This is a genomic window from Tersicoccus mangrovi (assembly GCF_036881825.1).
In the GTDB taxonomy this organism is placed as follows: Bacteria; Actinomycetota; Actinomycetes; order Actinomycetales; family Micrococcaceae; genus Tersicoccus; species Tersicoccus mangrovi.
The window spans coordinates 378,548-401,848 of the sequence record NZ_JBAJMW010000005.1 but is presented as its reverse complement, the minus strand read 5'-3'; the positions used below and the strand labels follow the sequence as shown (position 1 = coordinate 401,848).

Below are 23,301 nucleotides of genomic sequence, written 5' to 3'. Positions count from 1 at the left end.
TCGGCGCGGGTCCCCGATCAGACCGCCGGCTCCACCGATCAGTTCCCGACACGATCTGGAGTTGCCTTGGCCGCCTTCACCGCCCGATTCGCCACCGACGAGGAGATCGCCCACTGGGACGAGCACGTGCTCGCCAACCCGGGCGGAGGCAACCTCCTGCAGTCGGAGGCCTTCATCGACGTGAAGAAGCGGCACGGCTGGGCCCCGCGGTACCTCGTGCTCGAGTCCGCCGACGTCACCTCGGTCGCCCTGGCCCTGGAGAAGACCTTCCCGGCGCTGGGCCGGCTCTGGTACCTGATCAAGGGCCCGGACGTGGGGGACGCCGCCGCCGTCGTCGACGCCCTGGAGGCCGTCAAGGATCTCGTCCGCCGGGAGAAGCTGCGCGTGTTCGCGGTGAAGGTCGAGCCGGACATCGTCGACGACGAGCGCTCGCGGGCGGTCCTCGCCCGTGCCGGCCTGGTCAAGACCTTCAACATCCAGCCCAACGACAGCACCGCCGTCCTCGACGTCACCCCCGACGAGCGGGCCCTGCTGCGCACCCTGCACTCCCGGGGCCGCAACGCCATCCGCCGGGCCGAGCGCGAGGGCGTCGAGGTCGTGCGGATGCCGGCCGAGGAGGAGACCTACCGGCAGATGTTCGCCATGATGAGCCAGGTCGGGCAGGGCAAGGCCAACGTCGCCCTGCGCTCCTACGAGTACTACCGCCGGTTCTGGCAGAACTTCGTCGACCGCGGTCAGGGCCGGATGTACTTCGTGTTCGAGGACGGCGCCCCCGCCGTCGGCGCCTTCGTCATCAACTACGGGCGCAAGGGCACCTACAAGGACGGCGGCTCCGTCCCCAAGCGCAAGGCCTACGGCGACTCGCACCTGGTGCAGTGGACGGCCATCAACGACCTCAAGGCCGAGGGCATCGTCGAGTACGACTTCTGCGGGACCCCGCCGTCGGACCGGCTCAAGGACACCACCCACCCGCACCACGGGCTCGGCCTGTTCAAGACCAGCTTCACCAAGACCGTGATCGACTACCTCGGCTGCTGGGACCTTCCCCTCGAGCCCGTGGCGTACCGGGTGTGGAGCAGCATCGGCGAACGGGTGTTCCGGCAGATCTGGTGGCGTCAGCACCACCAGCCCTTCTACTGATCGACAGGCCGCCGGCGCAGCGGCCCAGGCAGGACCACCCACGCACCGCGGGAGAGGACGAGGTGTCAGCGAACCAGCCCACCGGGCAGACCCGACGGATCGATCGCCGGGACCCGGCGACCCGGCGGAACCCTCGCGTCATGGCCGTCAAGACCGGGCCCGCCACCCGCCCGGTCACGCTGCCCGGGTCCGCCCAGTCGCGTTCCAACTACGCGGCCAAGCGGGTGCTGCGGCGGCTGATCCAGGGCGACGCCCCGCCCACGGCGCCGATGAGCCTGGTCGAGCGCCTCGCCGGCAGCCCCTACGCCAACCCGACGATCCGGGTCGACGCCGTCGAGGACAGCGCCCGCAAGACCCTCGACTTCGCCCTGGAACTGGCCGAGTCCTTGTTCCGGTACGGGGCCGGCGCGCTGGAGGTGGAGACGAGCGTCATCGCGGTGACCGCCTCGTTCGGACTGCGCAACGTCGACGTCGACATCAACAACCAGTCCGTCACCATCAACTACGCGGGCCCCTACATCACCCCGATCACGGTGCTGCGCGTGGTCCGCTCCTGGTCCGACAACTACGCGGCGCTGGCCGACCTGCACGCGCTGGTCTCCGACATCATCGTCGGCGACCTGGATCGGGAGACCGCGGGCATCCGGATGGAGGAGATCACCTCCCGGCACAAGCCGTTCCCCCGGTGGGCGGTGCGGCTCGCGTCCGCGGGCTTCACGACGGCGATCGTCCTGTTCCTCGGCGGCGGCCTCGTCGCCTGCCTGCTCTCGTTCGTCTCGACCGCGCTGGTGACCGTGGTGCAGCAGCGTCTCGGCGCGTGGCGCATCCCGGAGTTCTTCACCGTGGCGGCGGCCTCGGCCATCATCGCCGGCCTGGCGCAGGTCGCCGGCGTCTTCCACGTGCCGGTGGCCCAGGGCCTCGTGATCGCCGGTGGGTTGATCCTGCTGCTGCCGACCATGCGGCTGGTCTCCGCGACGCAGGACGCCGTCAACGGCTTCCCCGTCAGCGCCGCCGGCCGCTACCTCTCGGCCATGCTCGTGTTCGCCGCGATCGCGGCCGGCATCGCCATCTCGCTCGTCGTCGGGGTCAACCTCGGCGTGCCTCGCCTGGACATCGACGTCACGGGCGCGATCAACAGCCCGCCGTGGCCGGTGATGGTCGTCCTCTCCGCCGTCTCCGCCGCGCTCATCGCGATCGTCCTGCAGACCCGGCCCGCGCTGCTGCTGCCGACCGCCGGGGTCACGGCGGCCGCGTATCTCGTCATGATCGTCGCCGGCTCGACCGGCCTCGGCCAGCGCCTCTCGCCCGCCGTCGCCAGCGTCTTCATCGGGATGGCGGCCCGCATCGTGGCGCTGCGGATGAATGCGCCGTCCGCGGTGATCGCCGTCCCGTCCCTCATGTTCATGTTCCCCGGGATGAGCATCTTCCAGGCCGTGTACGGCATCTCCATCGAGGGCTCCGACCTGACCGTCGGCGCCTCGACCCTCTTCTACGCGATGACGGTGATCCTCGCCCTCGCCGCCGGCGTCGTGCTCGGCGACAACCTCGCCCGGCCGTTCGCCAAGGGCCCGGGGGAGCGACGACGGCGCAACCGCCGCCGCTGAGCCCGTCCCGCCACGCCGGGGAGCCCGTCCCGGTGAGCCCGTCCTCTGGTGAACGGTGGATGAACTCTTGGCCGTGCCGGGCGGGGGAGCGCCGTCGGCTCTTGACCGGCTCCGGCTGGCGCGAGGACGCTGGCGGGTGTGAACCCGGAACTGATCGTGCTGGTGCTCGTGATCGTCACCGCGCTGGCGTTCGACTTCACCAACGGCTTCCACGACACCGCGAACGCGATGGCCACGTCGATCGCCACCGGTGCGCTCAGACCCAAGGTGGCGGTCGCCCTCTCCGGCGTCCTCAACCTGGTCGGCGCCTTCCTCAGCGTCGAGGTGGCCCTGACGGTGACCAACGCCGTCGTCCACATCCAGTCCTCCTCCGGCGCGCCGCGGCCGGAACTGACCGCAGAACACGGCCACGCGTTGCTCGTGATCGTCCTCGCCGGGCTCATCGGCGGGATCGTGTGGAACCTGCTCACCTGGCTGCTCGGTCTTCCGTCCAGTTCCTCCCATGCGCTCTTCGGTGGGCTCATCGGCGCCACCATCGCGGGTCTCGGCTTCGCCGGCGTCAACTGGGCGGGGGACGGGACCAAGCTCGACGGGGTCATCGGCAAGGTGATCCTGCCCGCGCTGCTCTCCCCGGTGGTCGCCGCGATCGTCGCGGCGATCGGCACCCGGCTGGTCTTCGCGATCACCGCCGGCGTCACCAGACGCTGGAGCGAGCGCGGCTTCCGGTGGGGCCAGATCGGCACCGCCTCCCTCGTCTCCCTCGCCCACGGCACGAACGACGCGCAGAAGACCATGGGCGTCATCACCCTTGCCCTGCTCGCCTACGGGGCGTGGACGGACACCGGTGCGGTGCCGTTCTGGGTCAAGCTGTGCTGCGCGCTCGCCATCTCCCTCGGCACCTACTTCGGCGGCTGGCGCATCATCCGCACCCTCGGCAAGGCCTGGTGGAGATCACCTCCCCGCAGGGCATGGCGGCCGAGAGCGCGTCGGCGGCCGTCATCCTCACCTCGAGCCACCTCGGGTTCGCCCTCTCCACGACCCATGTCGCCACCGGATCCATCCTCGGTACCGGACTCGGCCGGCCGGGGGCCGAGGTCCGCTGGGCCGTGGCCGGGCGCATGGTGATCGCCTGGCTGATCACCCTGCCGTGCGCGGCGATCGTCGGCGCCGCCACCTGGTGGATCGCGCACCTGATCGGCGGGTTGCCCGGGGCGATCGCCATCGTCGTCATCCTGCTGCTGCTGGCGGGCTGGATGTGGGTGCGGTCCCGCCGCCGGCCCGTCCACGCCGACAACGTCAACGACGACTGGAGCGGGTCGACCACCGATGCCGCGCCCGTGAGCACCGGAGGTGCCCGATGAGCTCGATGGTCGGACTGTTCGGTACGGCCGCCTGGCAGGTGCTGTTGTGGGGCATCGCGTTCGGCGCCGGGCTGCCCGCGATCTTCGCCGTCGGCATCCGGCTGCTGGCCGCCGGCGAGGGCGGCGCCGCCGAGGACGACGCCGCGCCTGCCCGCCCCGCCGCCCGGGTGGGCGGGATCGCGCTGATGGTGCTCTGCGTGCTCGTCGTGCTGCTCGCCCTGGCCTTCATCGTCGGCAGCGGACTGGGCCTGTCCCTCACCTTCCAGAACGGCCTGCCGGCCTTCAAGGGCCACTGATGGCGGGGGAGGACGAGCACGACGACGTCAGGCGGGAGCCGGCCTCGGTGCCACCCCGCGCCTCACTCGTCCGGCGCGTGGTCGGGTGGCTGCGTGCCGGGTACCCGCAGGGCGTCCCGGAGACGGACTACGTGACGCTGCTCGGCGTGCTGGGCCGCCGGTTGACCACCGAGGAGGTGCTCCTCGTCGCGCAGCATCTCGCCGACGCCGGGCATCGCGCGGACACCGTCACCACCGAGCAGGTGGAGCGGGCGATCCGCACCCAACTGCTCGGCGGGCCGGACCCGGCCGACATCGCTCGCGTCTCCGCCCGGCTCGCCGCCGGGGGCTGGCCGCTCGGGGACCCGGGCCGCACGGAGCCCCCGGCCGAGGGCGGGAACAGCACCGACGCCGGTACCGGCGGGCGGAAGGGCGCCGTCGTCTCCCGACTCGTCGGCTGGCTGCGCGAGGGATACCCCGCGGGCGTTCCCGAGAACGACTACGTGCCCCTGCTCGCCCTGCTGCGCCGGCGGCTCAGCGACGACGAGGTGGCGCAGGTGGCCCGCGAACTCGCCGACGGCGGCCTCGTCGCCCCGTCGCGGGTGCAGGTCGGCGACCGGATCGTCCGGGTGACCGACCAGCTGCCCTCCGAGGAGGACATCCGGCGGGTGAGCGAGCATCTCGCCGCGCATCTGGACGACCGGCAGCAGCATCTGGGCGACCAGCGGCACGACAGCGACACCGCTCCCTGACGGGGACCGCTCCGTCGCGCGGCTCAGCCACGCCCGTCGTGCCGTCGCGCCGGTCAGGAGAGCGACCAGTCCACCTCCGGTGCGCCCAGCTCCGCCAGCATGGCGTTGCTGCGGGAGAACGGGCGGGAGCCGAAGAAGCCGCGGGACGCCGACAGCGGGCTCGGGTGGGCCGAGGCGATCTGCGGGGTGTCCCCGAGCAGCGGCGAGAGGTTCTGCGCGTCGCGGCCCCACAGGATCGCCACGAGCGGGCTGTCCCGGGCCACCAGCGCGCGGATCGCGGCCTCCGTGACCGCCTCCCAGCCCTTGCCCCGGTGGGACCCGGCTTCCCCCGGCCGGACCGTCAGCACCCGGTTCAGCAGCATGATGCCCTGGTGGTTCCAGGCGCTCAGGTCCCCGTGCTCCGCGGGAGCCTGGCCCACGTCGTTCTGCAGCTCGCGGTAGATGTTGGCCAGGCTGCGCGGCAGCGGCCGCACATCCCGCTCGACGGCGAAGGACAGGCCGACGGGGTGGCCCGGCGTCGGGTACGGATCCTGACCGACGATCAGCACGCGCACGTCGGCGAGGGGCTGCGCGAAGGCGCGCAGGACCCGGTCCCCGGCCGGGAGGTAGCCGCGGCCGGCGGCGACCTCCTCGCGCAGGAAGTCGCCCATCGCGTGGATGGCGGGCTCGACCGGGGCGAGGGCTTCCGCCCAGTCCGGAGCGACGAGGTCGGTGAGCGGTTTCGGCATGGCCCCCATTGTGCCCGGTACGGCCCCGCCCGAGCTCCTCGCCCGAGGCGAATGACACGCGTGTGATTCGCCGGTACGCTGGTGGGGAGTCCGGGCGCCGTCGTGCCCGGCACCTGGAACATCAGGGGTGGAGAGTCAGGGTGGAGAGGGGTGCGATGAACGCGGACGACCGCGCGCGCGGAACACACGACGCCGCGACCCCGACGCTGTCCGAGCGCGACACCGCGATGCTGACGCTCGAGCGTCAGTGGTGGAAGTACGCCGGGGCCAAGGAGCAGGTCATCCGGGAGACGTTCGACCTCTCGGCGACGCACTACTACCAGATCCTCAACGCCCTCATCGACACCGAGGCCGCGCTCGCCCACGACCCGATGCTGGTCAAGCGCCTCCGCCGGCAGCGGGCGACCCGCCAGCGCGCCCGCACCGAGCGCCGGCTCGGCGGCTCCGCCTGAGCCCGTCGCCCCGCGACCAGGTCCGGACCGGAGGATGAGCGAGCCCGTGCAGATCGTCGGCAGCCGGGTGACGCTGCGCGACTGGACTCACGCCGACGTCGATGCCCTGCTCACCTGGATCCGCCCACCGGCCGACGGCGGCGTGCACGCCTGGCAGCGCACCGACGCCCCCTACTTCGAGCGCTGGACCACCGAGGGCGCCGAGAGCTACTGCCGATTCCTCCACGAGGCGGTGGACGCGAACGACTGGCCGTCCCCGCGGCTGTCCCTGCCCATCGTCGACGTCACGACCGGCGCCTTCCTCGGCCAGGTCTCCTGGTACCACGAGGAGAAGACCAACCGGCCCGACGACGTGGCCCCGGGGACCGGCACGTACGCGTTGCCGTGGATCCGGATCGGCATCGGCGTCTACCCGCCGGATCGGTGGGGCGGCGGCCACGGTACCGAGGCGATGAGCCTGTGGACCGACTACCTCTTCGCGACCACCGACGTCGGCCGGCTCGACTACGCCACCTGGAGCGGCAACGTCGGCATGTGCCGGATCGGCCCGAAGCTCGGCTACCGCGAGGAAGCCCGCTTCCGCAACGCGCGGCTGGTTGACGGCGAGCTCTACGACGCGGTCGTGTTCGGCGTCCTGCGGCAGGAGTGGGAGACCGCCCGGCGGGGTTGATCCCGCCCTCGGCGAAACCCGTGCAGCGGGGCCTCCGAGCGCTTGCACTCACCCATGCCGAGTGCTAATGATGGTGTTAGCACTCGATCACGTCGACTGCCAGCGTCCGGCTCGCCGGAGCGGCAGGGACCGGGGATCGGGCACCGGCTGCCGCGGTGAGATCGGGCGGGTCGCACTTCCATGGTGGGATCCGTGTCGATCGTCCGTCGCGGGCATCGAGGCGGCCACGTTCATCTAACGACTCGACAGTCACCACTGTCCGGGAGGGACGACAGCCAGATGGCAAAGATCATCAGTTTTGACGAAGAGGCCCGCCGCGGCCTCGAGCGGGGCCTGAACACCCTCGCCGACGCGGTCAAGGTCACCCTCGGCCCGCGCGGTCGCAACGTCGTGCTGGAGAAGAAGTGGGGCGCCCCCACGATCACCAACGACGGTGTGTCCATCGCCAAGGAGATCGAGCTCGAGGATCCCTACGAGAAGATCGGCGCGGAGCTCGTCAAGGAGGTCGCCAAGAAGACCGACGACGTCGCCGGTGACGGCACCACCACGGCCACCGTGCTCGCCCAGGCGCTGGTCAAGGAAGGCCTGCGCAACGTCGCGGCCGGTGCGGACCCGCTGTCCCTGAAGCGCGGTATCGAGAAGGCCGTCGACGCGGTCACCGCCGAGCTGCTGGCCACCGCCAAGGAGGTGGAGACCAAGGAGCAGATCGCCGCCACGGCCTCGATCTCCGCGGGCGACACCCAGATCGGTGAGCTGATCTCGGAGGCACTCGACAAGGTGGGCAAGGAAGGCGTCATCACCGTCGAGGAGTCCAACACCTTCGGCCTCGAGCTCGAGCTCACCGAGGGCATGCGCTTCGACAAGGGCTACATCTCCGGGTACTTCGTGACCGACTCGGACCGCCAGGAGGCCGTCCTCGAGGATCCCTACATCCTCATCGTCAACTCGAAGATCTCCAACGTGAAGGACCTCGTGTCCCTGCTGGAGAAGGTCATGCAGTCCGGCAAGCCGCTGCTGATCATCGCCGAGGACGTCGAGGGCGAGGCCCTGGCCACCCTCGTGGTCAACAAGATCCGTGGCACCTTCAAGTCCGTCGCCGTCAAGGCCCCGGGCTTCGGCGACCGCCGCAAGGCGCAGCTGGCCGACATCGCCACCCTCACCGGTGGCCAGGTCATCGCCGAGGAGGTCGGCCTCAAGCTCGAGAACGCGACCGTCGACCTGCTGGGCCGCGCCCGCAAGGTCGTCGTCACCAAGGACGAGACCACGATCGTCGAGGGTGCCGGTGACGCCGAGGCCATCGCCGGCCGTGTCAAGCAGATCCGCGCCGAGATCGAGAACTCCGACTCGGACTACGACCGCGAGAAGCTGCAGGAGCGCCTGGCGAAGCTCGCCGGCGGTGTCGCGGTGATCAAGGCCGGTGCCGCCACCGAGGTGGAGCTGAAGGAGCGCAAGCACCGCATCGAGGACGCCGTCCGCAACGCGAAGGCCGCCGTCGAGGAGGGCATCGTCGCCGGTGGTGGCGTCGCCCTCATCCAGGCCGGCGAGAAGGCGTTCGCCAACCTCACCCTCGAGGGTGACGAGGCCACCGGCGCCAACATCGTCAAGGTCGCCATCTCCGCCCCGCTGAAGCAGATCGCCTTCAACGCGGGCGAGGAGCCGGGTGTCGTGGCCGCCAAGGTCGCCACCCTGCCCTCCGGGCACGGCCTGAACGCCGCGACCGGCGAGTACGAGGACCTGCTGGCCGCCGGCGTCAACGACCCGGTCAAGGTCACCCGCTCCGCGCTGCAGAACGCCGCGTCCATCGCGGGCCTGTTCCTCACCACGGAGGCCGTCGTGGCCGACAAGCCGGAGAAGGCCGCCCCGGCCGGCCCCGGCGCCGACGAGATGGGTGGCATGGGCGGCTTCTGAGCCGACTTGCTCTCTCGCAGCACCTGAACGGAACCCCCGGACCGCACGGTCCGGGGGTTCCGTCGTTCCCGGGCCGCTGTCGTTGCACTCCGTCCCACTCACGGGTGGCGCCACGGGGGACCGGGCGCTCTGTCCCGACCAAGCCCCTCGAAGCTCGGGCTCTGGTGCGTGCGCGGTGGCCGCGGCGCGGTGTCCCGGCGCCCCTAGACTCGGCGGGATGACCGTGTTGATCGATCCGCCCCGCTGGCCGGCCCACGGCACCGAGTTCTCCCACCTCGTCTCCGACGCCGACCTCGCCGAGCTGCACGCCGCCGCCCGCCGGCTGGGGCTGAGCGAGCGGGCCTTCGACGGCGACCACTACGACGTTCCCGCCCGCCTGCACGACCGGGCCGTGGCGCTCGGCGCCGTGCCGGTCGAGGGCAGCGAGCTGACCCGTCGGCTGATCGCGAGCGGCCTGCGGATCCGCGCCGTCGACCGGCCCCGTCGGGTGGCCCTCGTCCTGCGTCACCGCTGGGACGTCCTCCTGCCCGGGCAGCGGCGGCTCGGGGAGGAGCTGCTGTCCCGGTGGGGTGAACCGCACCGGCGGTACCACGACGTCCGGCACCTGCTCGCGTGCCTGAACGCCCTCGGTGCCCTCGAGTACGGCGGCGAGGACTTCGGCGCCCTGCCGCGGTCCGTGTGGCTGGCTGCCTGGTTCCACGACGCGGTGTACCGGGGGGTGGCCGGCGAGGACGAGGAGCAGTCCGCGCAGCTCGCCGAGCGGACCCTGACCGCGGCCGGCCTCGACGACGCCGAGGTCGCGGAGGTCGCCCGACTGGTCCGGTTGACCGCCGGCCACGCCCCGGGCGACGACGACGCCGCCGGGCGCGTACTGTGCGATGCCGACCTTGCCGTGCTCGGGCGCGACGAGGCCGGGTACCGGTCCTACCTGGCCGACGTCCGCGCCGAGTACGCGCACCTGTCCGACGAGGTGTTCGCCACCGGCCGCCAGGTTGTCGTGGAACACCTGCTGGCCCTCGACCCGCTGTTCCACACGCGGCTCGGGAAGCAACGGTGGGAGGAGGCGGCGCGGCGGAACCTCGCGGAGGAACGGCGCGTCTGACGCCGAACCGTTGTCGTTCGCGACTTCCTTTAGAATCTGCGTATGAATGCAGATAAACCTCGGTGCGGTCGACACCCGGACAGCGACTACGTCGAACTCGCCGTCGAGGTGTTCGCGATGCTCGCCGACGCCACCCGGGTGCGGATCGTCCTGGCGCTGCGGGACGCCGCCGAACTGAGCGTCAACAATCTCGCCGAGGCGGTGGGCAAGTCACCGTCGTCGGTGTCGCAGCACCTGGCGAAGCTCCGCCTGGCGCGCATCGTGGGCACCCGCCAGGACGGGACCCGCGTGTTCTACCGGCTCGAGAACGAGCATGCCCGTCAGCTCGTGACGGACGCGATCTTCCAGGCCGAGCACTCGCTCGGCGGGACCCCGCGCCACCACCACACCGAGGCCGACGCGGCGGGCGCCTCGTGAGCGGCTCCCGCCGGGTGGGCGAGGCCGCGGAGGTCGGTCCGGAGGATCACGTGCATCATGAGCGTGACCACGAGCACGACGGCCACGGGCATGAGCACGACGGTCACGAGCATGACGGCGACGGGCATGAGCACGACGATCACGACGTGTACGTGCATGGCGGCCACGGTCACGGCCACGGGCACGAGGGCCGCGACCACGGGCACGACCACGGGCACCACGACCACGGGCACCACGACCACGGGCACAGCCACGGCGGTGGCATCCGCGGATTCCTCCACGAGCTCGTCGTTCCCCACTCACACGACGCTGCCGACTCGATCGACGACGCACTGACCGCCTCCCGTGCCGGGGTACGGGCGCTGAAGGTCAGCCTCTTCGCCCTGCTCGCGACCACGGCCGTCCAGTTCGCCATCCTGCTGAACACCGGCTCCGTCGCGCTGCTCGCCGACACGGTGCACAACCTGTCCGACGCCCTGACTGCCGTCCCGCTGTGGGTGGCGTTCGCGCTCGCGCGGCGCCCGGCCTCGCGTCGCTACACCTACGGATACGGGCGGGCCGAGGACCTCGCCGGCCTGTTCATCCTCGTCGTCGTGGCCCTCTCGGCGGTCGTCGCCGTGTGGCAGTCGGTCGAGCGCCTGACCGATCCGCAGCCCGTGCACCACCTCGGGTGGCTCGCGGTCGCCGGCATCGTCGGCTTCATCGGCAACGAAGCGGTCGCCGTCTACCGCATCCGAGTGGGACGGCGGATCGGCTCCGCGGCGCTGGTCGCCGACGGGGTCCACGCGCGGACGGACGGCTTCACCTCGCTCGCCGTCGTCCTCGGTGCCGCCGGCGTGTGGCTCGGCTTCCCGCTCGCCGACCCGATCATCGGCATCCTCATCGCCATCGCGATCCTCGTCCTGCTGTGGGGCACCACCCGCAGTGTGGGCTCCCGGCTGCTCGACGGGATCGACCCGGCCCTCGTGGACCGCGCCGAACACGCGCTCGCCGCGACCCCGGGCGTGCTCGACGTCGACCAGGTGCGGGTGCGGTGGATCGGCCACCGCATCGTGGGCGACGCCGTGGTCCGCGTCGGCACCGAGCGGCTGGTCGAGGCCGACGCAATCGTCGTCGAGGCCCAACGCGCGCTCGTGGACCAGCTTCCCGGTGTCGACAGCTTCACCCTCCGGCCGGTTCCCTCGGCCTGACGGATCACGCTTCGCTCTTGGACGAGGACCGGCACACCGGGGTCGCAACGCCGGCACCGGACCGGTGACACCGGGCCGGATCGCGCGCGGTGAGGCCAGGCTCGGCGAGCTCTGTCGGTGCGCTCTGTCAGGATGGAGACCATGACGATCATTGCTGCCGCCGACGGCTCCGCCCTCGGCAATCCGGGCCCGGCCGGGTGGTCCTGGTACGTGGACGAGACCTGCTGGGCGGCCGGCGGCTGGCCCCACGGCACCAACAACATGGGTGAGCTCATGGCCGTGCTGGATCTGCTCGAGTCCACCGCCGGGGTGACCGAGCGGCTGCAGATCCTGTGCGACTCGCAGTACGTGATCAACTGCGTCACGAAGTGGATGCCCGGGTGGAAGCGCAAGGGCTGGCGCAAGGCCGACGGCAAGCCGGTGCTGAACGTCGACCTGCTCAAGCGCATCGACACGGCGATCGCCGGGCGCGACGTCGCTTTCGACTGGGTCAAGGGCCACGCCGGGCACGACTTGAACGAGGCGGCTGACGACCGTGCCCGCGCCGCCGCCACCTCGTACGCCCGATCCCTGCCGGTGGACTCGGGCCCCGGCTTCCGGCTGCCCGGAACGGCCGGCACCGCACCGACCAGCGCAGCGTCCACCGGCACCGCCGCCGCAGCGGCCGGCCCGCGGACCGGCGCCTCCGGAACGAGCGACGCCGCGACCTCGACGACCGCCGTCCGGGAGCGTGAGGCCGCACCGGGTCTGTTCGGCGGCGGCGATGACCTCGAGGCCGACCTGTTCTCCGTGCTCGCCGACGACACCGACATCGCCCGGCTGGAGGACGAGGAACTCGTCGCCCAGTACGAGCAGGAACTCCTCGACCCCGCGGTGCGCGCCGACGTCGCCCGGCTCGCCGCCCTGCTGCACCCGGACTTCCTCGAGGTCGGTTCCTCGGGACGACTGTGGGACCGCGACTCGATCATCGACCTCGTCAGCAACGGCGAGACGAGCCCGGTGCAGTTCGAGCAGGTCCAGGTCGACCGGATCGATGCGACGACCATCCTGCTCGTGTGGCGGAGTACCCGCGACGGGCAGTCGGCGCTGCGCAGTTCCTGGTGGGTACGCGACGGCCAGCAGTGGCGCCTCCGCTTCCACCAGGGCACTCCGACCACCTGACCCGGCGGGCACTCGCCGGTACCGCACCCGGCCGGTGTCACCCCTCGGCGGCATGAACGAGTGAGCCGAGGTCGAGCCGCACCGGGCACAGCCCGGACCAGCCGGACGTCATCGCACGCACGGGGCGGAAGCTGACCCTTCCGGACGTCATCGCTCGCACCGGGACGGCGCGCCGCTCAGCCGGCGTGGAACAGTGCCGCGTTCCGGGCCTCCGCCTCCTCGTAGCCGGCGGCCGCCGCGTCGAGCGCGGCCGTGATCGACTCGAGCGAGGACTCCACCGTGGCCTCGGTCGTCCGCCACTGGGCCACCACGCCCTGGAAAAGAGCGGACGCCTGACCGGTCCAGGAGCCCTCGAGGGCCTGCAGACCGGCGTGCATGGTGGCGACCTCCGCCCGGATCCGTTCCACCGTTCCCCGTACCGCCGCACTGTTGGCCTGCAGGGCCGCGCTGTCCACCGTGAACACTGCCATCGTGATCCCGTCCTCTCCGTCTGTGGGATGCCGCCAGCGTAGGAGCGCGGCACCGCCCCCGATCGGCGGGGAACTCGGCCTGTGGACGACGGCGACACGACGGTTGCCTGGGGAGGGAGAAGCCGGGAGCGCGACGTGATGGCACCCACCCGCGCGGCCGCTGGAAAGGGCGACGTCGGTGCGGACCCGCGACCCGGCGCCCGATCCACGAGGTCGGCGGCACCGACGAGCCGGCACCACTCCGACGCCCGTCGCGTCTGCCTCAGCGCACACCGCGGCGCAGCGCGCGGCGCAGGCGGCCGGTGGCCGTCGTCGCCGTACTGCCGGAGGCTTCCGCATCGGCCGACGCGTCGGGATCGACGTCGGCGCCGTCCGTCGCGGTGAGCTCCTCGGCCAGATCGTGCGCCGAGAACGGCAGCCGGACGCTGAACGTCGCGCCGCCGCCCGCGGTCTCGGACAGGCGCACCGACCCGTCGTGCTGCGCGACGATGGCGGCCACGATGGCCAGGCCCAGGCCGCTGCCGCCCGTCTCGCGGGTGCGGGAGGTGTCCGCCCGGAAGAACCGCTCGAACACGCGTGCGGCGTCGGCGTCCGAGATGCCGGGTCCGTGGTCGCGGATCTCGATCACGGAGTCCATCGCACCGCCGACCGTCTCGACGGTACCGACGGCGATGTCGATCGGGGACCCTTCCGGCGTGTACCGCAGGGCGTTGGTCATCAGATTGCCCACCACCTGGCGCAGCCGGCTCTCGTCGCCGAGCACCGGAGCGTTGCGCGGGCTACCGCCGTCCAGCCCGGTCACCGTGACCCGGCGTCCCGGGGCGTTGACCCGCGCGTCGACGGCGGCGTCGTTGCCGAGCAGCAGCAGGTCGAACGGGCGCTGGCGGGCGGGCCGTGCGTCGTCGATGCGGGCGAGAACGAGCAGGTCCTCGACCAGCTCGCTCATCCGGGTCGCCTCGCTCTCGATGCGGCCCATCGCGGTGCTCACCTCCTCCTCGGTGCGCAGCCCGCCGTGCCGGTAGAACTCGGAGAACCCGCGGATGGTCACGAGCGGGGTGCGCAGTTCGTGAGAGGCGTCGGAGACGAACCGGCGCATCTTGGCCTCGGAGGCCTTCTGCGCGGCGAACGCCGTCTCGATGTGGGCGAGCATCGCGTTCAGGGACCGGCTCAGGCGTCCCATCTCGGTCTGCGGGCTGGCCGGTTCGAGGCGGCGGGAGAGGTCACCGGCGGCGATCGCCGCGGCGGTGCGTTCCACCTTGACCAGCGGCCGGAATGCGCGGGTGACCGCGAGATAGGCGACCGCGGAGGAGAGGGTCACGAGGGCGACGCCGAGCAGCAGGATCAACCAGGCGGCGGACTCCACCACCTCGTTGACCTCGTTCAACGGGGTGGCGATCGCGACGGAGCCGTTGCCCGTCTCCAGCGGCCGGACGAGGACGCGCCATCCGGTGCTGCCCCGCGTCGACCCCTGAACGTTGAACCCGTTGGGCGTCGCCCGGACCTGGTCCACCGTCATGCGGGGGATCTGCGGGACGTCGGCCGTGCCGGACGTGCGCGACGTGCGGGTGACGATGTTGCCCGCCGCGTCCATCTGCAGCCCGTAGAACCGGCTGAACACGAGCTGGTTGAACGACGGCTCGATCGACCCCTGGCTGACCTGGTACAGGTACAGCGACATCGACGGCGTGTAGTTGAGCAGGTCCGAGTCCGCCCGCTGCACGAGCGTGTTCTTCAGGGTGGTGACGGTGAGCGTGCCGAGCAGCGCGATGACAATGGCGATCAACACCGACGTCATCGCGACGAGCTGGGAACGCAGCGACGCGTTCTTCCACCGGTTCAGCACCGAGCGGCCGCCCTACCGCCGGTCGGCGGTGCGCAACAGGTAGCCGACGCCCCGCTTGGTCTGGATCAGGGCGGGAACGTCCGGGTTGCGGTCGATCTTGCGGCGCAGGTACGAGATGTAGGACTCGACGATGGAGGCGTCGCCGTTGAAGTCGTACTCCCACACGTGGTCGAGGATCTGCGCCTTGGACAGCACCCGGTTCGGGTTGAGCATGAGGTAGCGCAGCAGCTTGAACTCGGTGGGGGAGAGCTCGATGACCTCGCCGCCGCGGCGCACCTCGTGGGCGTCGTCGTCCAGCTCGAGGTCGTCGACGCGGATGATCGCCTCGTCGTCGAGCAGCGGCTGGGTGCGGCGCAGGACGGCGCGGATGCGGGCGACGACCTCGTCGAGGCTGAACGGCTTGGTGACGTAGTCGTCGCCGCCCACGGTGAGGCCGGTGACCTTGTCCTCGGTGTCGTCCCGCGCGGTCAGGAAGAGAACGGGGCAGTGGCGGCCGGAGGCGCGCAGCTTGCGGGTGACGGTGAACCCGTCCATGTCCGGCAGCATCACGTCGAGGACGACGAGGTCCGGGTTGTGCGTCTCGGCAGCGGTCAGCGCGTCCCGGCCGTTGCCGGCGGCGACGACGTCGAAACCGGCGAACCGCAGGGACGTGGACAGCAGCTCACGGATGTTCGGTTCGTCGTCGACGACGAGCAGTCGGGCTTCGGGCTGGGTGCTTTTCACACCACGATTCTCTCGGTTTTCGCTGTGAACCGGCTGAGCGCCGATCGCAAGGACGCTGTGGGCAGCCGAGCACCCGCCGTGGCGGCTCGTCGACGCCGGCCGGGCTCCGGCGGCGCGTGTCAGGCGCCTGTGTCCTCGCGGTCTGCCGGTACGTCGTCGGCGTCGACGATCTCGTAGGCGTACCCCTGCTCGGCGAGGAAGCGCTGCCGCCGGGCGGCGTACTCCTGGTCGAGGGTGTCGCGGGCGACGACGGTGTAGAAGTGCGCCGCCCGGCCGTCCGCCTTGGGGCGGAGCAGACGGCCCAGGCGCTGCGCCTCCTCCTGCCGGGACCCGAAGGCGCCGGAGACCTGGATGGCGACCGTCGCCTCGGGCAGGTCGAGGGAGAAATTGGCGACCTTGGAGACGACCAGGGTGCGGAGCTCACCGGCGCGGAACTCGTCGAACAGGCGCTGCCGGACCGCCACCGACGTCGTGCCCTTGATCACCGGGGCGTCCAACCGCTGACCGAGTTCGTCGAGCTGGTCGAGGTACTGGCCGATCACCAGCGTCTGCTCACCGGCGTGGTGCCGGGCGATCGACTCGACCACCCGCAGCTTCGTCTCGCTCGTGGCGCCGAGGCGGTACTTGTCGGCGTCGTCGGCCATCGCATAGGCCATCCGCTCGTCGCGGGGCAGATCGACGCGGACCTCGACGCAGACCGCGGGTGCGATGTAGCCCTGCGCCTCGATGTCCTTCCACGGCGCGTCGTAGCGCTTGGGCCCGATCAGGGAGAACACCTCGCCCTCCCGGCCGTCCTCGCGCACCAGGGTCGCCGTCAGCCCGAGCCGGCGACGGGCCTGCAGGTCGGCGGTCAGCTTGAAGATCGGCGCGGGCAGCAGGTGCACCTCGTCGTAGATGATCAGGCCCCAGTCGTTCTCGTTGACCAGCTCGAGGTGCGGGTAGAGGCCGCCGCGCTTGACCGTGAGCACCTGGTAGGTGGCGATGGTGACGGGCCGGACCTCCTTGACCGCGCCGGAGTACTCGCCGATCTCGTCCTCCGTCAGGGTGGTGCGGCGCAGCAGTTCGTCCTTCCACTGCCGGGCCGCGACGGTGTTGGTGACGAGGATCAGCGTCGTCGTGCAGCCGACCGCCATCGCGCCGGCCCCGACCAGCGTCTTGCCCGCCCCGCAGGGCAGCACGACGACGCCGGAGCCGCCGGCCCAGAAATTCTCGATCGCCTGCTGCTGGTACGGGCGCAGCGCCCAGTCGCGCTCGTCGAGCCCGATCAGATGGGGCGTGCCGTCCACGTAGCCGGCGCGGTCCTCGGCCGGCCAGCCCAGCCGCAGCAGGGCCTGCTTGAGCGCGCCGCGCTGGGACGAGTGGACGACGACCGTCTCCCCGTCGATCCGCGGACCGAGCAGTGGCTCGATCTTCGGGGCGTGCAGGATCTCCTCGAGCACGGGGTAGTCCTCGCTGCGCAGCACGAGCCCGTGCAGCTCGTCCTTCTCGAGAACCACGCGGCCGTACCGGGACATCGTCTCCTCGATGTCGACGAGCAGGGCGTGGGGCACGGGGAACCGGGAGTAGCGCAGCAGCGTGTCGAGCACCTGTTCGGCGTCGAGTCCCACAGACCGGGCGTTCCACAGGCCGATCGGGGTGAGCCGGTAGGTGTGGATGTGCTCGGGCGCCCGCTCCAGCTCCGCGAAGGGCGCGATCGCGCGACGGGCTTCGTCGGCCTGCTCGTGATCGACCTCCAGCAGGATGGTCTTGTCGCTCTGGACGATCAGGGGGCCGGTGCTCACGGGCGGTACCTCGGGGTCGACGGTAGGACGGGGGTCGGTCGGAACGGCATCATGCCGGCAGCACCTCGACGATGCGGGGAAGGCTGATGACCCGTTCGGCGTCCCGGTGGGGAGCGAAGGCACGCAGCCGCCCGCCGGAGACCGAGAGGGGAACCAGCACGTCGCGGCGCTGATTCCCGGTCGAGTCCACAGTCACGACGGTCAGCGCCCGTCCGTCCCGGCTGGCGGCACGGATCAGGTGCAGGTCGAGCAGGGTCGCGGTCTCCGGGTCCGGGCGGTGCGGCGCGGACGGGTCCGCCGCCCGCCGGCGCATGGCGGCGACGACCTCGGCGGCCTCGGCCGCCGGGTCCGGCGCGGGTGACGGGACGACGTCGGCCGACGGCCCGGCGACCAGTTGGGGCGGGGGTGACGCGGTGTCGGCTGTGTGGTGCACGGTGTCGTCGCGGGTCGTGTGCACGCCGGCCCGGTCCAGCTCGGCGCGCAGGGCCTCGGGGGCCAGCGTGCTGACGGCGACGGTGGGCGCCAGCCGGCGAAGGCGCAGCCGATCGACGCCCGCGCCGTCGGCGAGGGCGAGCAGGGCGTCCAGCTCTGCCGGCTCGCTCACCGTGACGTACCCGGCGGCACCGCCGAGCCGGACGCGGCCGCTGCGCGCGGCCGTGTCCTCGACGAGGTAGACGAGCGGTTGCGGCAGCGGGCCCGGGCTGAGGTCGCGCAGACGCTCGAGCAGGCCGGCAGCGTCCCCTCCGGCGTCGAGAGCGCGCTGGATCGAGGCGGCGGAGAACCGGTACTGCTCGGCGGGGCCCCGCCCCTCCCGGTCCGCCATGGCCGCGAGCGAGCGCGCCGCGTCCCGGCTGAGCGGGCCGGGGGCGACGGCGGTCAGGTCGGCCTGCAGGAGCACGGTCTCGACCGGGGGCGGCAGCGCGGCCTCCAGCGCGGCGGTGGCGCCGGCGTCGTCGCCCGACGCGACCAGTAGGCCGGCGTCGGTCAGGGCCGACGCCCCGGTCAACCCGAGGACGCGCGCCTCCGTCAGCACGGCGGGGATCAGGGGCAGCGCCCGTGCCGCGACGCGCGGCCACCGCCAGGACACCCGCTCGCGCACGACCTCCTCGGTCAGGGCGGCACCGGGCTCGGCAGTCGACAGCTCGGCCAGGGTCGTCAGCAGCCGTTCCCGGACGGCGCTCGCATCCGCGCGTCCCGCCTCGGCGGACAGCGGGGCGACGACGCTGCCGTCGCCGCGGGTCGTCGTCACGAGGGCGGGCACGCGACGCGACGCGCGCCAGGCGGCGGCCAGCAGGGTCCACTGCTCCGCGCGCGGGGCGTCGAGCCAGGGGTGGTCCGGGACGGCGCGGTGCTCGGGGTGCGCCTCGTCCGGGACGAGGAGGCCGAGCACGGCGGCCAGTTCGACGAGCACGCCCGCGGTCGGATCGTCGACGCCGAGCAGCCGCGCGATCCGGCGCAGTTCGCGGACGCCCACGCCGCCGGCCCGCAGCGTGGCCAGGGGGCGGCGGGACGTCTCGTCGTGCAGCACGGTGAGCAGACGCAGGCCCTCGGTGACCGCGGCGAGGGCGGCGTTGTCCCGCACCGCGGCGGACACGCGGCGGCCACCGACGGGTGGGGGATCGAGAGGCAGGTGCGGGTGGACGGCGCCGCCGCGCGCCGCGAGGCCGGCCTCCCGGGCGAGCTCGACGTGCTCGCCGTCGAGGGGAACGAGCACGCCGACGTGCAGCAGCCAGCCGACGGGGTCCGTGGCGGTGCTCGCGGGGTCCTCGACGGCGCGGGTGGCGTTCCGCAGTTCGGCGACCGGGGTGACGCGGAACCGGTCGAGGAGCGCGACCGTCCCCTCGGGCGCGGTGGTGAGCAGGGCGCGGACGTCCTCGACCGCTCCCGCGCCGCCGGCGCTGCGGACCGCCGGGATCCGCTGCCGGGTGGTCACGGCGGTCGGGGAACCGGCCAGCAGGCGAGGCAGGCTGCGGCCGAGGCCGGCGGGGTGGTGCCCCAGCGCGTCGGTCAGGGCGCCGGCGGGCCGGACGGCGCCGTCGTCGTCCGCGGTCAGCAGCCGGAGGGAGGCGAGCTCGGCGACCAGGGCGTCGAGCGCCGGGGTGGGGACGTCCGGCAGAGCCGCAGCCAGGTCGGGGCGTTCGACCGGCGCGGCGCCGCCGTGCAGCTCCGCGAGGACGACGGCGGCCTCGAGGACGCCCAGGTGCGGCCGGTCCAGCGTCTCGAGGGCCCGCTGGATGGACAGGCGGGACAGGGCGCGCGCGGCGAGCGCGGCGACGTCGGTGGCACCGGCGAGCAGATCCGGCCGAGCCAGCAGCAGCCGGACGAGATCGGAATCAGGGGACGCCGCGAGCTCGGCGGCGAGGTCGACGACCTCGCTCACGGGCGGCCGCGCCGCCCGGCGGTGATGCGGCGGCTGCGGACGGCGTCGACCATCAGGACGACGCCGAGGACGACCGCGGCGGGCAGGCCGAGCATCGCGATCCAGGACAGTCCGGTCCAGGGGTGGGCGTCGGCCATGGTGAGGAGGAGGACGGCCAGCAGGGAGGCGACGGAGACGAGTGCGACGACGGCGGCGACGATCGCCACCGCCTGGCGGGCCGGTCGGGGCGGTGCGTCGGTGGTGGCCACGGACGGCGTCGTCCCGCGCGCGGAAGGACGCGAGGACATGGTGACCACGCTACCAGCGGGCGACGACCGTGCTCTCGGCCACAGCGGCTAACCTAGAAGGAACAGACTTTCCGGCGGGCCGCCGTCGACGCTCTGGCATGGGGCTGTTCCCAGCCGGATACTGATCCGCCCGGGTGCACGGACTCGGGCGTGCGGCCGCCACGGCCGGGGCGCGCGCCCCGGCACCGATGATCGGCAGTGCGGGGGACGCACGCCGAAGGAGTGAGGTAGACGTGCCGATCGGCAAGGTGAAGTGGTTCGACGCGGACCGCGGTTTCGGGTTCCTGGCCACCGACGACGGGCGAGAGGTGTTCCTGCACGCCTCGGCCCTGCCGGCGGACCACAAGGAGGTCAAGCCGGGCACCCGGATGGAGTTCGGCATCGCGGACGGGAAGCGGGGAGCCCAGGCGCTCTCCGTGCGCGTGCTCGACACGCCGCCGTCCGTGGCCCGCGCCGCCCGCAAGCCCGCCGAGGACATGGCCGCGATCACCGAGGACCTGATCAAGGTGCTCGACCAGGTCTCCAACGGGCTGCGTCGCGGCCGGTACCCCGAGAAGGGGTCCGCCACGAAGGTCGCCTCCCTCCTGCGCCGGGTCGCTGACGATCTCGATGCCTGAGTCCTTCGAACCGGAGCAGCCGGAGACCGACACCGCGACCGTCACGACGGACGACGCGGGAACCACCACGGAGGACGAGGGCACGGTCGCACCCGCGAAGAACACCGACTCGACGCCGGAGAACGCCGACGCCGCCGACTCGTCACCTGTCGAGGATGCCGCGACCGAGGACGCTGACGCCCACGCCGACGACTCTGCCGCACCTGCGGTCGAGGACTCTGCCGCGCCCGTGACCGCCGAGGCCTCCGCGACCGCCGAGGCCTCTGCGACCGACGACGCCGTCGCTGAGGATGCCGCGACGCCCGCGGCGGCCCCGGCGCGCGCCGCGGCACGTCGTCGTGCCCGGCCCGACGCCGTGCTGATCGAGGCGCGTGACACCGCGCGCGCCGCCCTTGCCGACATCGCCCGCGACGAGCAGGTCGGCGAGCACCTCGGGACGGCCGTCGACGGCGAGCGCCTCGTCACCCACGCCTTCGCCTCCCTGCTGCCGGGCTACATCGGCTGGAACTGGTTCGTCGTCCTGGCCCGCGCGCCCCGCTCCCGCGCCGTCACGGTCTGCGAGATCGGCCTGACCCCGGGGGAGGGCGCCCTGCTCGCCCCGCCGTGGGTGCCCTGGGCGGACCGGTTGCGGCCGGAGGACCACGAGGGGGACGAGGCCGAGGCGTCGGACGGCGCGGCCGCCCAGGACGCACCGGGATCCGCAGTGCCGGCATCGGACGCACAGGCCCCCGGTGCCGCGGACACCGCGACCGACGGCGCCGCCGCAACGACCTCCGAGGCCGCGGACGCGGCGAGGGAGAGCACGGACGACGCCGGTGCCGAGCGCACGGCCGCCCCCGAGACCGACCCTGCCGACGCTCCGGAGACCCCGGCCGCGAAGACCAGCGCCGCGGAGACCAGCGCCGCGGAGACGTCCGGGTCCGACGCCACCGACACCGACACCGACACCTCCGTGTCCGACGTCAGCGAAGCCCCGGACGACGCCGGCGACGACGCCGAGATCGTCGACGACGACGCGACGCTGCTCGCGAAGCCCGAGACGGACGGCCGCGACCTGCCGGGCGAGGAGGACGACGAGCCGTCCGCGGACCTGTCCGCGGAGGCCGAGGACGTCCGCATCGAGGAGGACACCGAGGACGCCGTCGCTCGGGCAGCCGCAGATCAGGCCGAGGAGGCCCCCCAGGCGTGAAGTCGACGTTCCGATCGCTCCAGTTCATCAATTTCCGGCTCTGGTGCATCGGCGCGCTCGTGTCGAACGTCGGCACCTGGATGCAGCGGACGGCGCAGGACTGGCTCGTCTACAACGAGCTGACGCACCAGGACGCCACCGCGATGGGCGTCGTGATGGCCCTGCAGTTCGGCCCGCAGCTGCTCCTGGCCCCCGTCTCCGGGGTGCTCGCGGACCGGATGAACCGCCGTCACCTGCTCATCGGCACCCAGGCGGCGATGGCGCTGCTCGCCGTCGGGCTGGGAGCGATGGTCATCACCGGGACGGCCGACCTCTGGCACGTGTACGCCTTCGCGCTCGGCCTCGGCATCGTCGCGACGCTCGACGGACCCGCACGGCAGACCGTCGTCTCGGAACTGGTGCGCGACGAGTTCGTGCCCAACGCGGTGGCGCTGAACAGCATGTCGTTCAACGTGGCCCGCATGATCGGGCCCGCCGTCGCCGGCGTCCTCGTCGCCGCGATCGGCTCGGGCTGGGTGTTCCTGCTCAACGCGCTCAGCTTCGTCGTCATGATCGGCGCCATCCTCGCGCTGCGCACCGGCGAACTGCGGGTGCTGCCCCGGGCGAAGGCCGGGCGCGGGCTGATCCGCGAGGGATTCCAGTACGTGCGCAGCCGCCCGGACATCATCGCCGTCCTGGTCGCCATCTTCCTGATCGGCACGTTCGGCATGAACTTCGCCGTCTTCATCGCCGGCATGGCGCGCACCGAGTTCGGGCTGCAGGCCGACGGGTTCGGGGCGCTGTCCTCCGTCATGGCGATCGGGTCGGTCGCCGGCACGCTCGCCTCCGCCCGCCGGGAACGCCCGCGTCTCCGGTTCATCTTCGGCGCCGGCGGCCTCTTCGGTCTCGCCTGCGTGCTGGCGGCGCTCGCCCCGAACCCGGTGCTCTTCGGAGGAGCCCTCATCCTGTGCGGGCTCACCGCCCTGACGGTGATGACCTCGGCCAACGCCTACGTGCAGACCAGCACCGATCCGGTGATGCGCGGCCGCGTGATGGCCCTCTACTTCGCGATCTTCATGGGTGGTACGCCGCTGGGTGCGCCCGTCGTCGGCTGGATCTCGGACTCGTTCGGGCCGCCCTGGGCGCTGTCCGCCGGTGCCGCGTCGGGCATCGCCGCGGCCCTCGTGGGGCTGGTCTGGTACTGGCGCAGTCAGCACCTGCACCTCGCGTTCGACCGCACGGCGCGCTTCCCCCTCAGCATCCACCGCTGAC

Annotated in this window: 21 protein-coding genes and 1 pseudogene; 15 read left to right on the top strand and 7 right to left on the bottom strand. The window is 72.5% G+C overall.

The genetic code is table 11. The features are described from left to right. The first annotated feature begins 66 nt into the window (after positions 1-66). The 5 genes and pseudogenes from V6N00_RS12360 (at position 67) to V6N00_RS12340 (ending at position 5,132) form a co-directional block, all read left to right on the top strand. Positions 67-1,140 (top strand): lipid II:glycine glycyltransferase FemX, encoded by a 1,074-nt coding sequence (locus V6N00_RS12360; RefSeq protein ID WP_334232714.1) that lies wholly within the window; start codon positions 67-69, stop codon positions 1,138-1,140. Positions 1,141-1,280: 140 nt separating this feature from the next. Further along, complete coding sequence (locus tag V6N00_RS12355) at positions 1,281-2,744, top strand: threonine/serine exporter family protein (protein ID WP_334232713.1); 1,464 nt, start codon at positions 1,281-1,283, stop codon at positions 2,742-2,744. A 138-nt stretch (positions 2,745-2,882) separates the two neighbouring features. Continuing rightward, a pseudogene (locus V6N00_RS12350) lies at positions 2,883-4,105 on the top strand (anion permease). Further along, the gene (locus V6N00_RS12345) at positions 4,102-4,401 is read left to right on the top strand and encodes a hypothetical protein (RefSeq protein WP_334232712.1); all 300 of its coding nucleotides are present in this window, start codon (positions 4,102-4,104) and stop codon (positions 4,399-4,401) included. Before V6N00_RS12350 ends, V6N00_RS12345 begins: the two are co-directional and overlap by 4 nt. Further along, positions 4,401-5,132, top strand: coding sequence for a DUF3349 domain-containing protein (locus tag V6N00_RS12340; RefSeq protein ID WP_334232711.1), 732 nt, complete (start codon positions 4,401-4,403; stop codon positions 5,130-5,132). The genes V6N00_RS12345 and V6N00_RS12340 overlap by 1 nt, the downstream gene beginning before the upstream one ends. Before the next feature lie 53 nt (positions 5,133-5,185). Here the strand turns inward: V6N00_RS12340 and V6N00_RS12335 are convergent, their stop codons facing one another. After that, positions 5,186-5,860, bottom strand: a complete 675-nt coding sequence (locus V6N00_RS12335; protein WP_334232710.1) for a uracil-DNA glycosylase — start codon at positions 5,858-5,860, stop codon at positions 5,186-5,188. A gap of 155 nt (positions 5,861-6,015) precedes the next feature. On the opposite strand from V6N00_RS12335, the gene V6N00_RS12330 reads away from it, so the two are divergent. From V6N00_RS12330 to V6N00_RS12300, 7 genes are all read left to right on the top strand, one after another. Then, a complete protein-coding gene (locus V6N00_RS12330) occupies positions 6,016-6,312 on the top strand; it encodes a DUF3263 domain-containing protein (RefSeq protein ID WP_334232709.1) in 297 nt (98 codons plus the stop codon). A 34-nt stretch (positions 6,313-6,346) separates the two neighbouring features. Further along, on the top strand, positions 6,347-6,982 hold the full coding sequence (locus V6N00_RS12325; protein WP_334232708.1) for a GNAT family N-acetyltransferase: 636 nt from the start codon (positions 6,347-6,349) through the stop codon (positions 6,980-6,982). A 279-nt stretch (positions 6,983-7,261) separates the two neighbouring features. Beyond that, on the top strand, positions 7,262-8,890 hold the full coding sequence (gene groL / locus V6N00_RS12320) for a chaperonin GroEL (RefSeq protein WP_334232707.1): 1,629 nt from the start codon (positions 7,262-7,264) through the stop codon (positions 8,888-8,890). 217 nt (positions 8,891-9,107) lie between these two features. Further along, entirely contained in the window at positions 9,108-9,992 is an 885-nt protein-coding gene (locus V6N00_RS12315) for a DUF4031 domain-containing protein (protein WP_334232706.1), read from the top strand. Between the two features lie 42 nt (positions 9,993-10,034). Next, positions 10,035-10,409: an ArsR/SmtB family transcription factor gene (locus V6N00_RS12310; protein WP_334232705.1), complete on the top strand. Its 375-nt coding sequence runs from the start codon at positions 10,035-10,037 to the stop codon at positions 10,407-10,409. 146 nt (positions 10,410-10,555) lie between these two features. Then, positions 10,556-11,599 carry a cation diffusion facilitator family transporter gene (locus V6N00_RS12305; RefSeq protein ID WP_416385087.1) on the top strand — a complete coding sequence of 348 codons (1,044 nt, stop codon included), beginning with the start codon at positions 10,556-10,558 and terminating at the stop codon, positions 11,597-11,599. 141 nt (positions 11,600-11,740) lie between these two features. Further along, complete coding sequence (locus V6N00_RS12300; protein WP_334232704.1) at positions 11,741-12,760, top strand: ribonuclease HI family protein; 1,020 nt, start codon at positions 11,741-11,743, stop codon at positions 12,758-12,760. 176 nt (positions 12,761-12,936) lie between these two features. Here V6N00_RS12300 and V6N00_RS12295 read toward each other — a convergent pair whose 3' ends face one another. The 6 genes from V6N00_RS12295 to V6N00_RS12270 all read right to left on the bottom strand — a co-directional run bounded on the left by V6N00_RS12295 (position 12,937) and on the right by V6N00_RS12270 (position 20,244). Continuing rightward, positions 12,937-13,230: a WXG100 family type VII secretion target gene (locus V6N00_RS12295; protein ID WP_334232703.1), complete on the bottom strand. Its 294-nt coding sequence runs from the start codon at positions 13,228-13,230 to the stop codon at positions 12,937-12,939. A 262-nt stretch (positions 13,231-13,492) separates the two neighbouring features. Beyond that, positions 13,493-15,073: a sensor histidine kinase gene (locus V6N00_RS12290; RefSeq protein ID WP_334232702.1), complete on the bottom strand. Its 1,581-nt coding sequence runs from the start codon at positions 15,071-15,073 to the stop codon at positions 13,493-13,495. Positions 15,074-15,085: 12 nt separating this feature from the next. Beyond that, positions 15,086-15,796, bottom strand: coding sequence for a response regulator transcription factor (locus V6N00_RS12285; protein ID WP_334232701.1), 711 nt, complete (start codon positions 15,794-15,796; stop codon positions 15,086-15,088). 119 nt (positions 15,797-15,915) lie between these two features. Further along, positions 15,916-17,577, bottom strand: a complete 1,662-nt coding sequence (locus tag V6N00_RS12280) for a DNA repair helicase XPB (protein ID WP_334232700.1) — start codon at positions 17,575-17,577, stop codon at positions 15,916-15,918. 49 nt (positions 17,578-17,626) lie between these two features. Then, positions 17,627-19,957: a helicase-associated domain-containing protein gene (locus V6N00_RS12275; RefSeq protein WP_334232699.1), complete on the bottom strand. Its 2,331-nt coding sequence runs from the start codon at positions 19,955-19,957 to the stop codon at positions 17,627-17,629. Next, complete coding sequence (locus V6N00_RS12270; protein ID WP_334232698.1) at positions 19,954-20,244, bottom strand: hypothetical protein; 291 nt, start codon at positions 20,242-20,244, stop codon at positions 19,954-19,956. The genes V6N00_RS12275 and V6N00_RS12270 overlap by 4 nt, the downstream gene beginning before the upstream one ends. 233 nt (positions 20,245-20,477) lie before the next feature. Here V6N00_RS12270 and V6N00_RS12265 point away from each other — a divergent pair, with 233 nt between their 5' ends. Genes V6N00_RS12265 through V6N00_RS12255 form a run of 3 tightly spaced genes read left to right on the top strand, consistent with a single transcriptional unit; the run spans position 20,478 to position 23,300 of the window. Beyond that, a complete protein-coding gene (locus V6N00_RS12265) occupies positions 20,478-20,861 on the top strand; it encodes a cold-shock protein (protein ID WP_334232697.1) in 384 nt (127 codons plus the stop codon). Then, positions 20,854-22,050, top strand: coding sequence for a DUF3027 domain-containing protein (locus V6N00_RS12260; protein ID WP_334232696.1), 1,197 nt, complete (start codon positions 20,854-20,856; stop codon positions 22,048-22,050). Before V6N00_RS12265 ends, V6N00_RS12260 begins: the two co-directional genes overlap by 8 nt. Then, a complete protein-coding gene (locus V6N00_RS12255) occupies positions 22,047-23,300 on the top strand; it encodes an MFS transporter (RefSeq protein ID WP_334232695.1) in 1,254 nt (417 codons plus the stop codon). Before V6N00_RS12260 ends, V6N00_RS12255 begins: the two co-directional genes overlap by 4 nt. The last annotated feature ends 1 nt before the right edge of the window (position 23,301 follow it).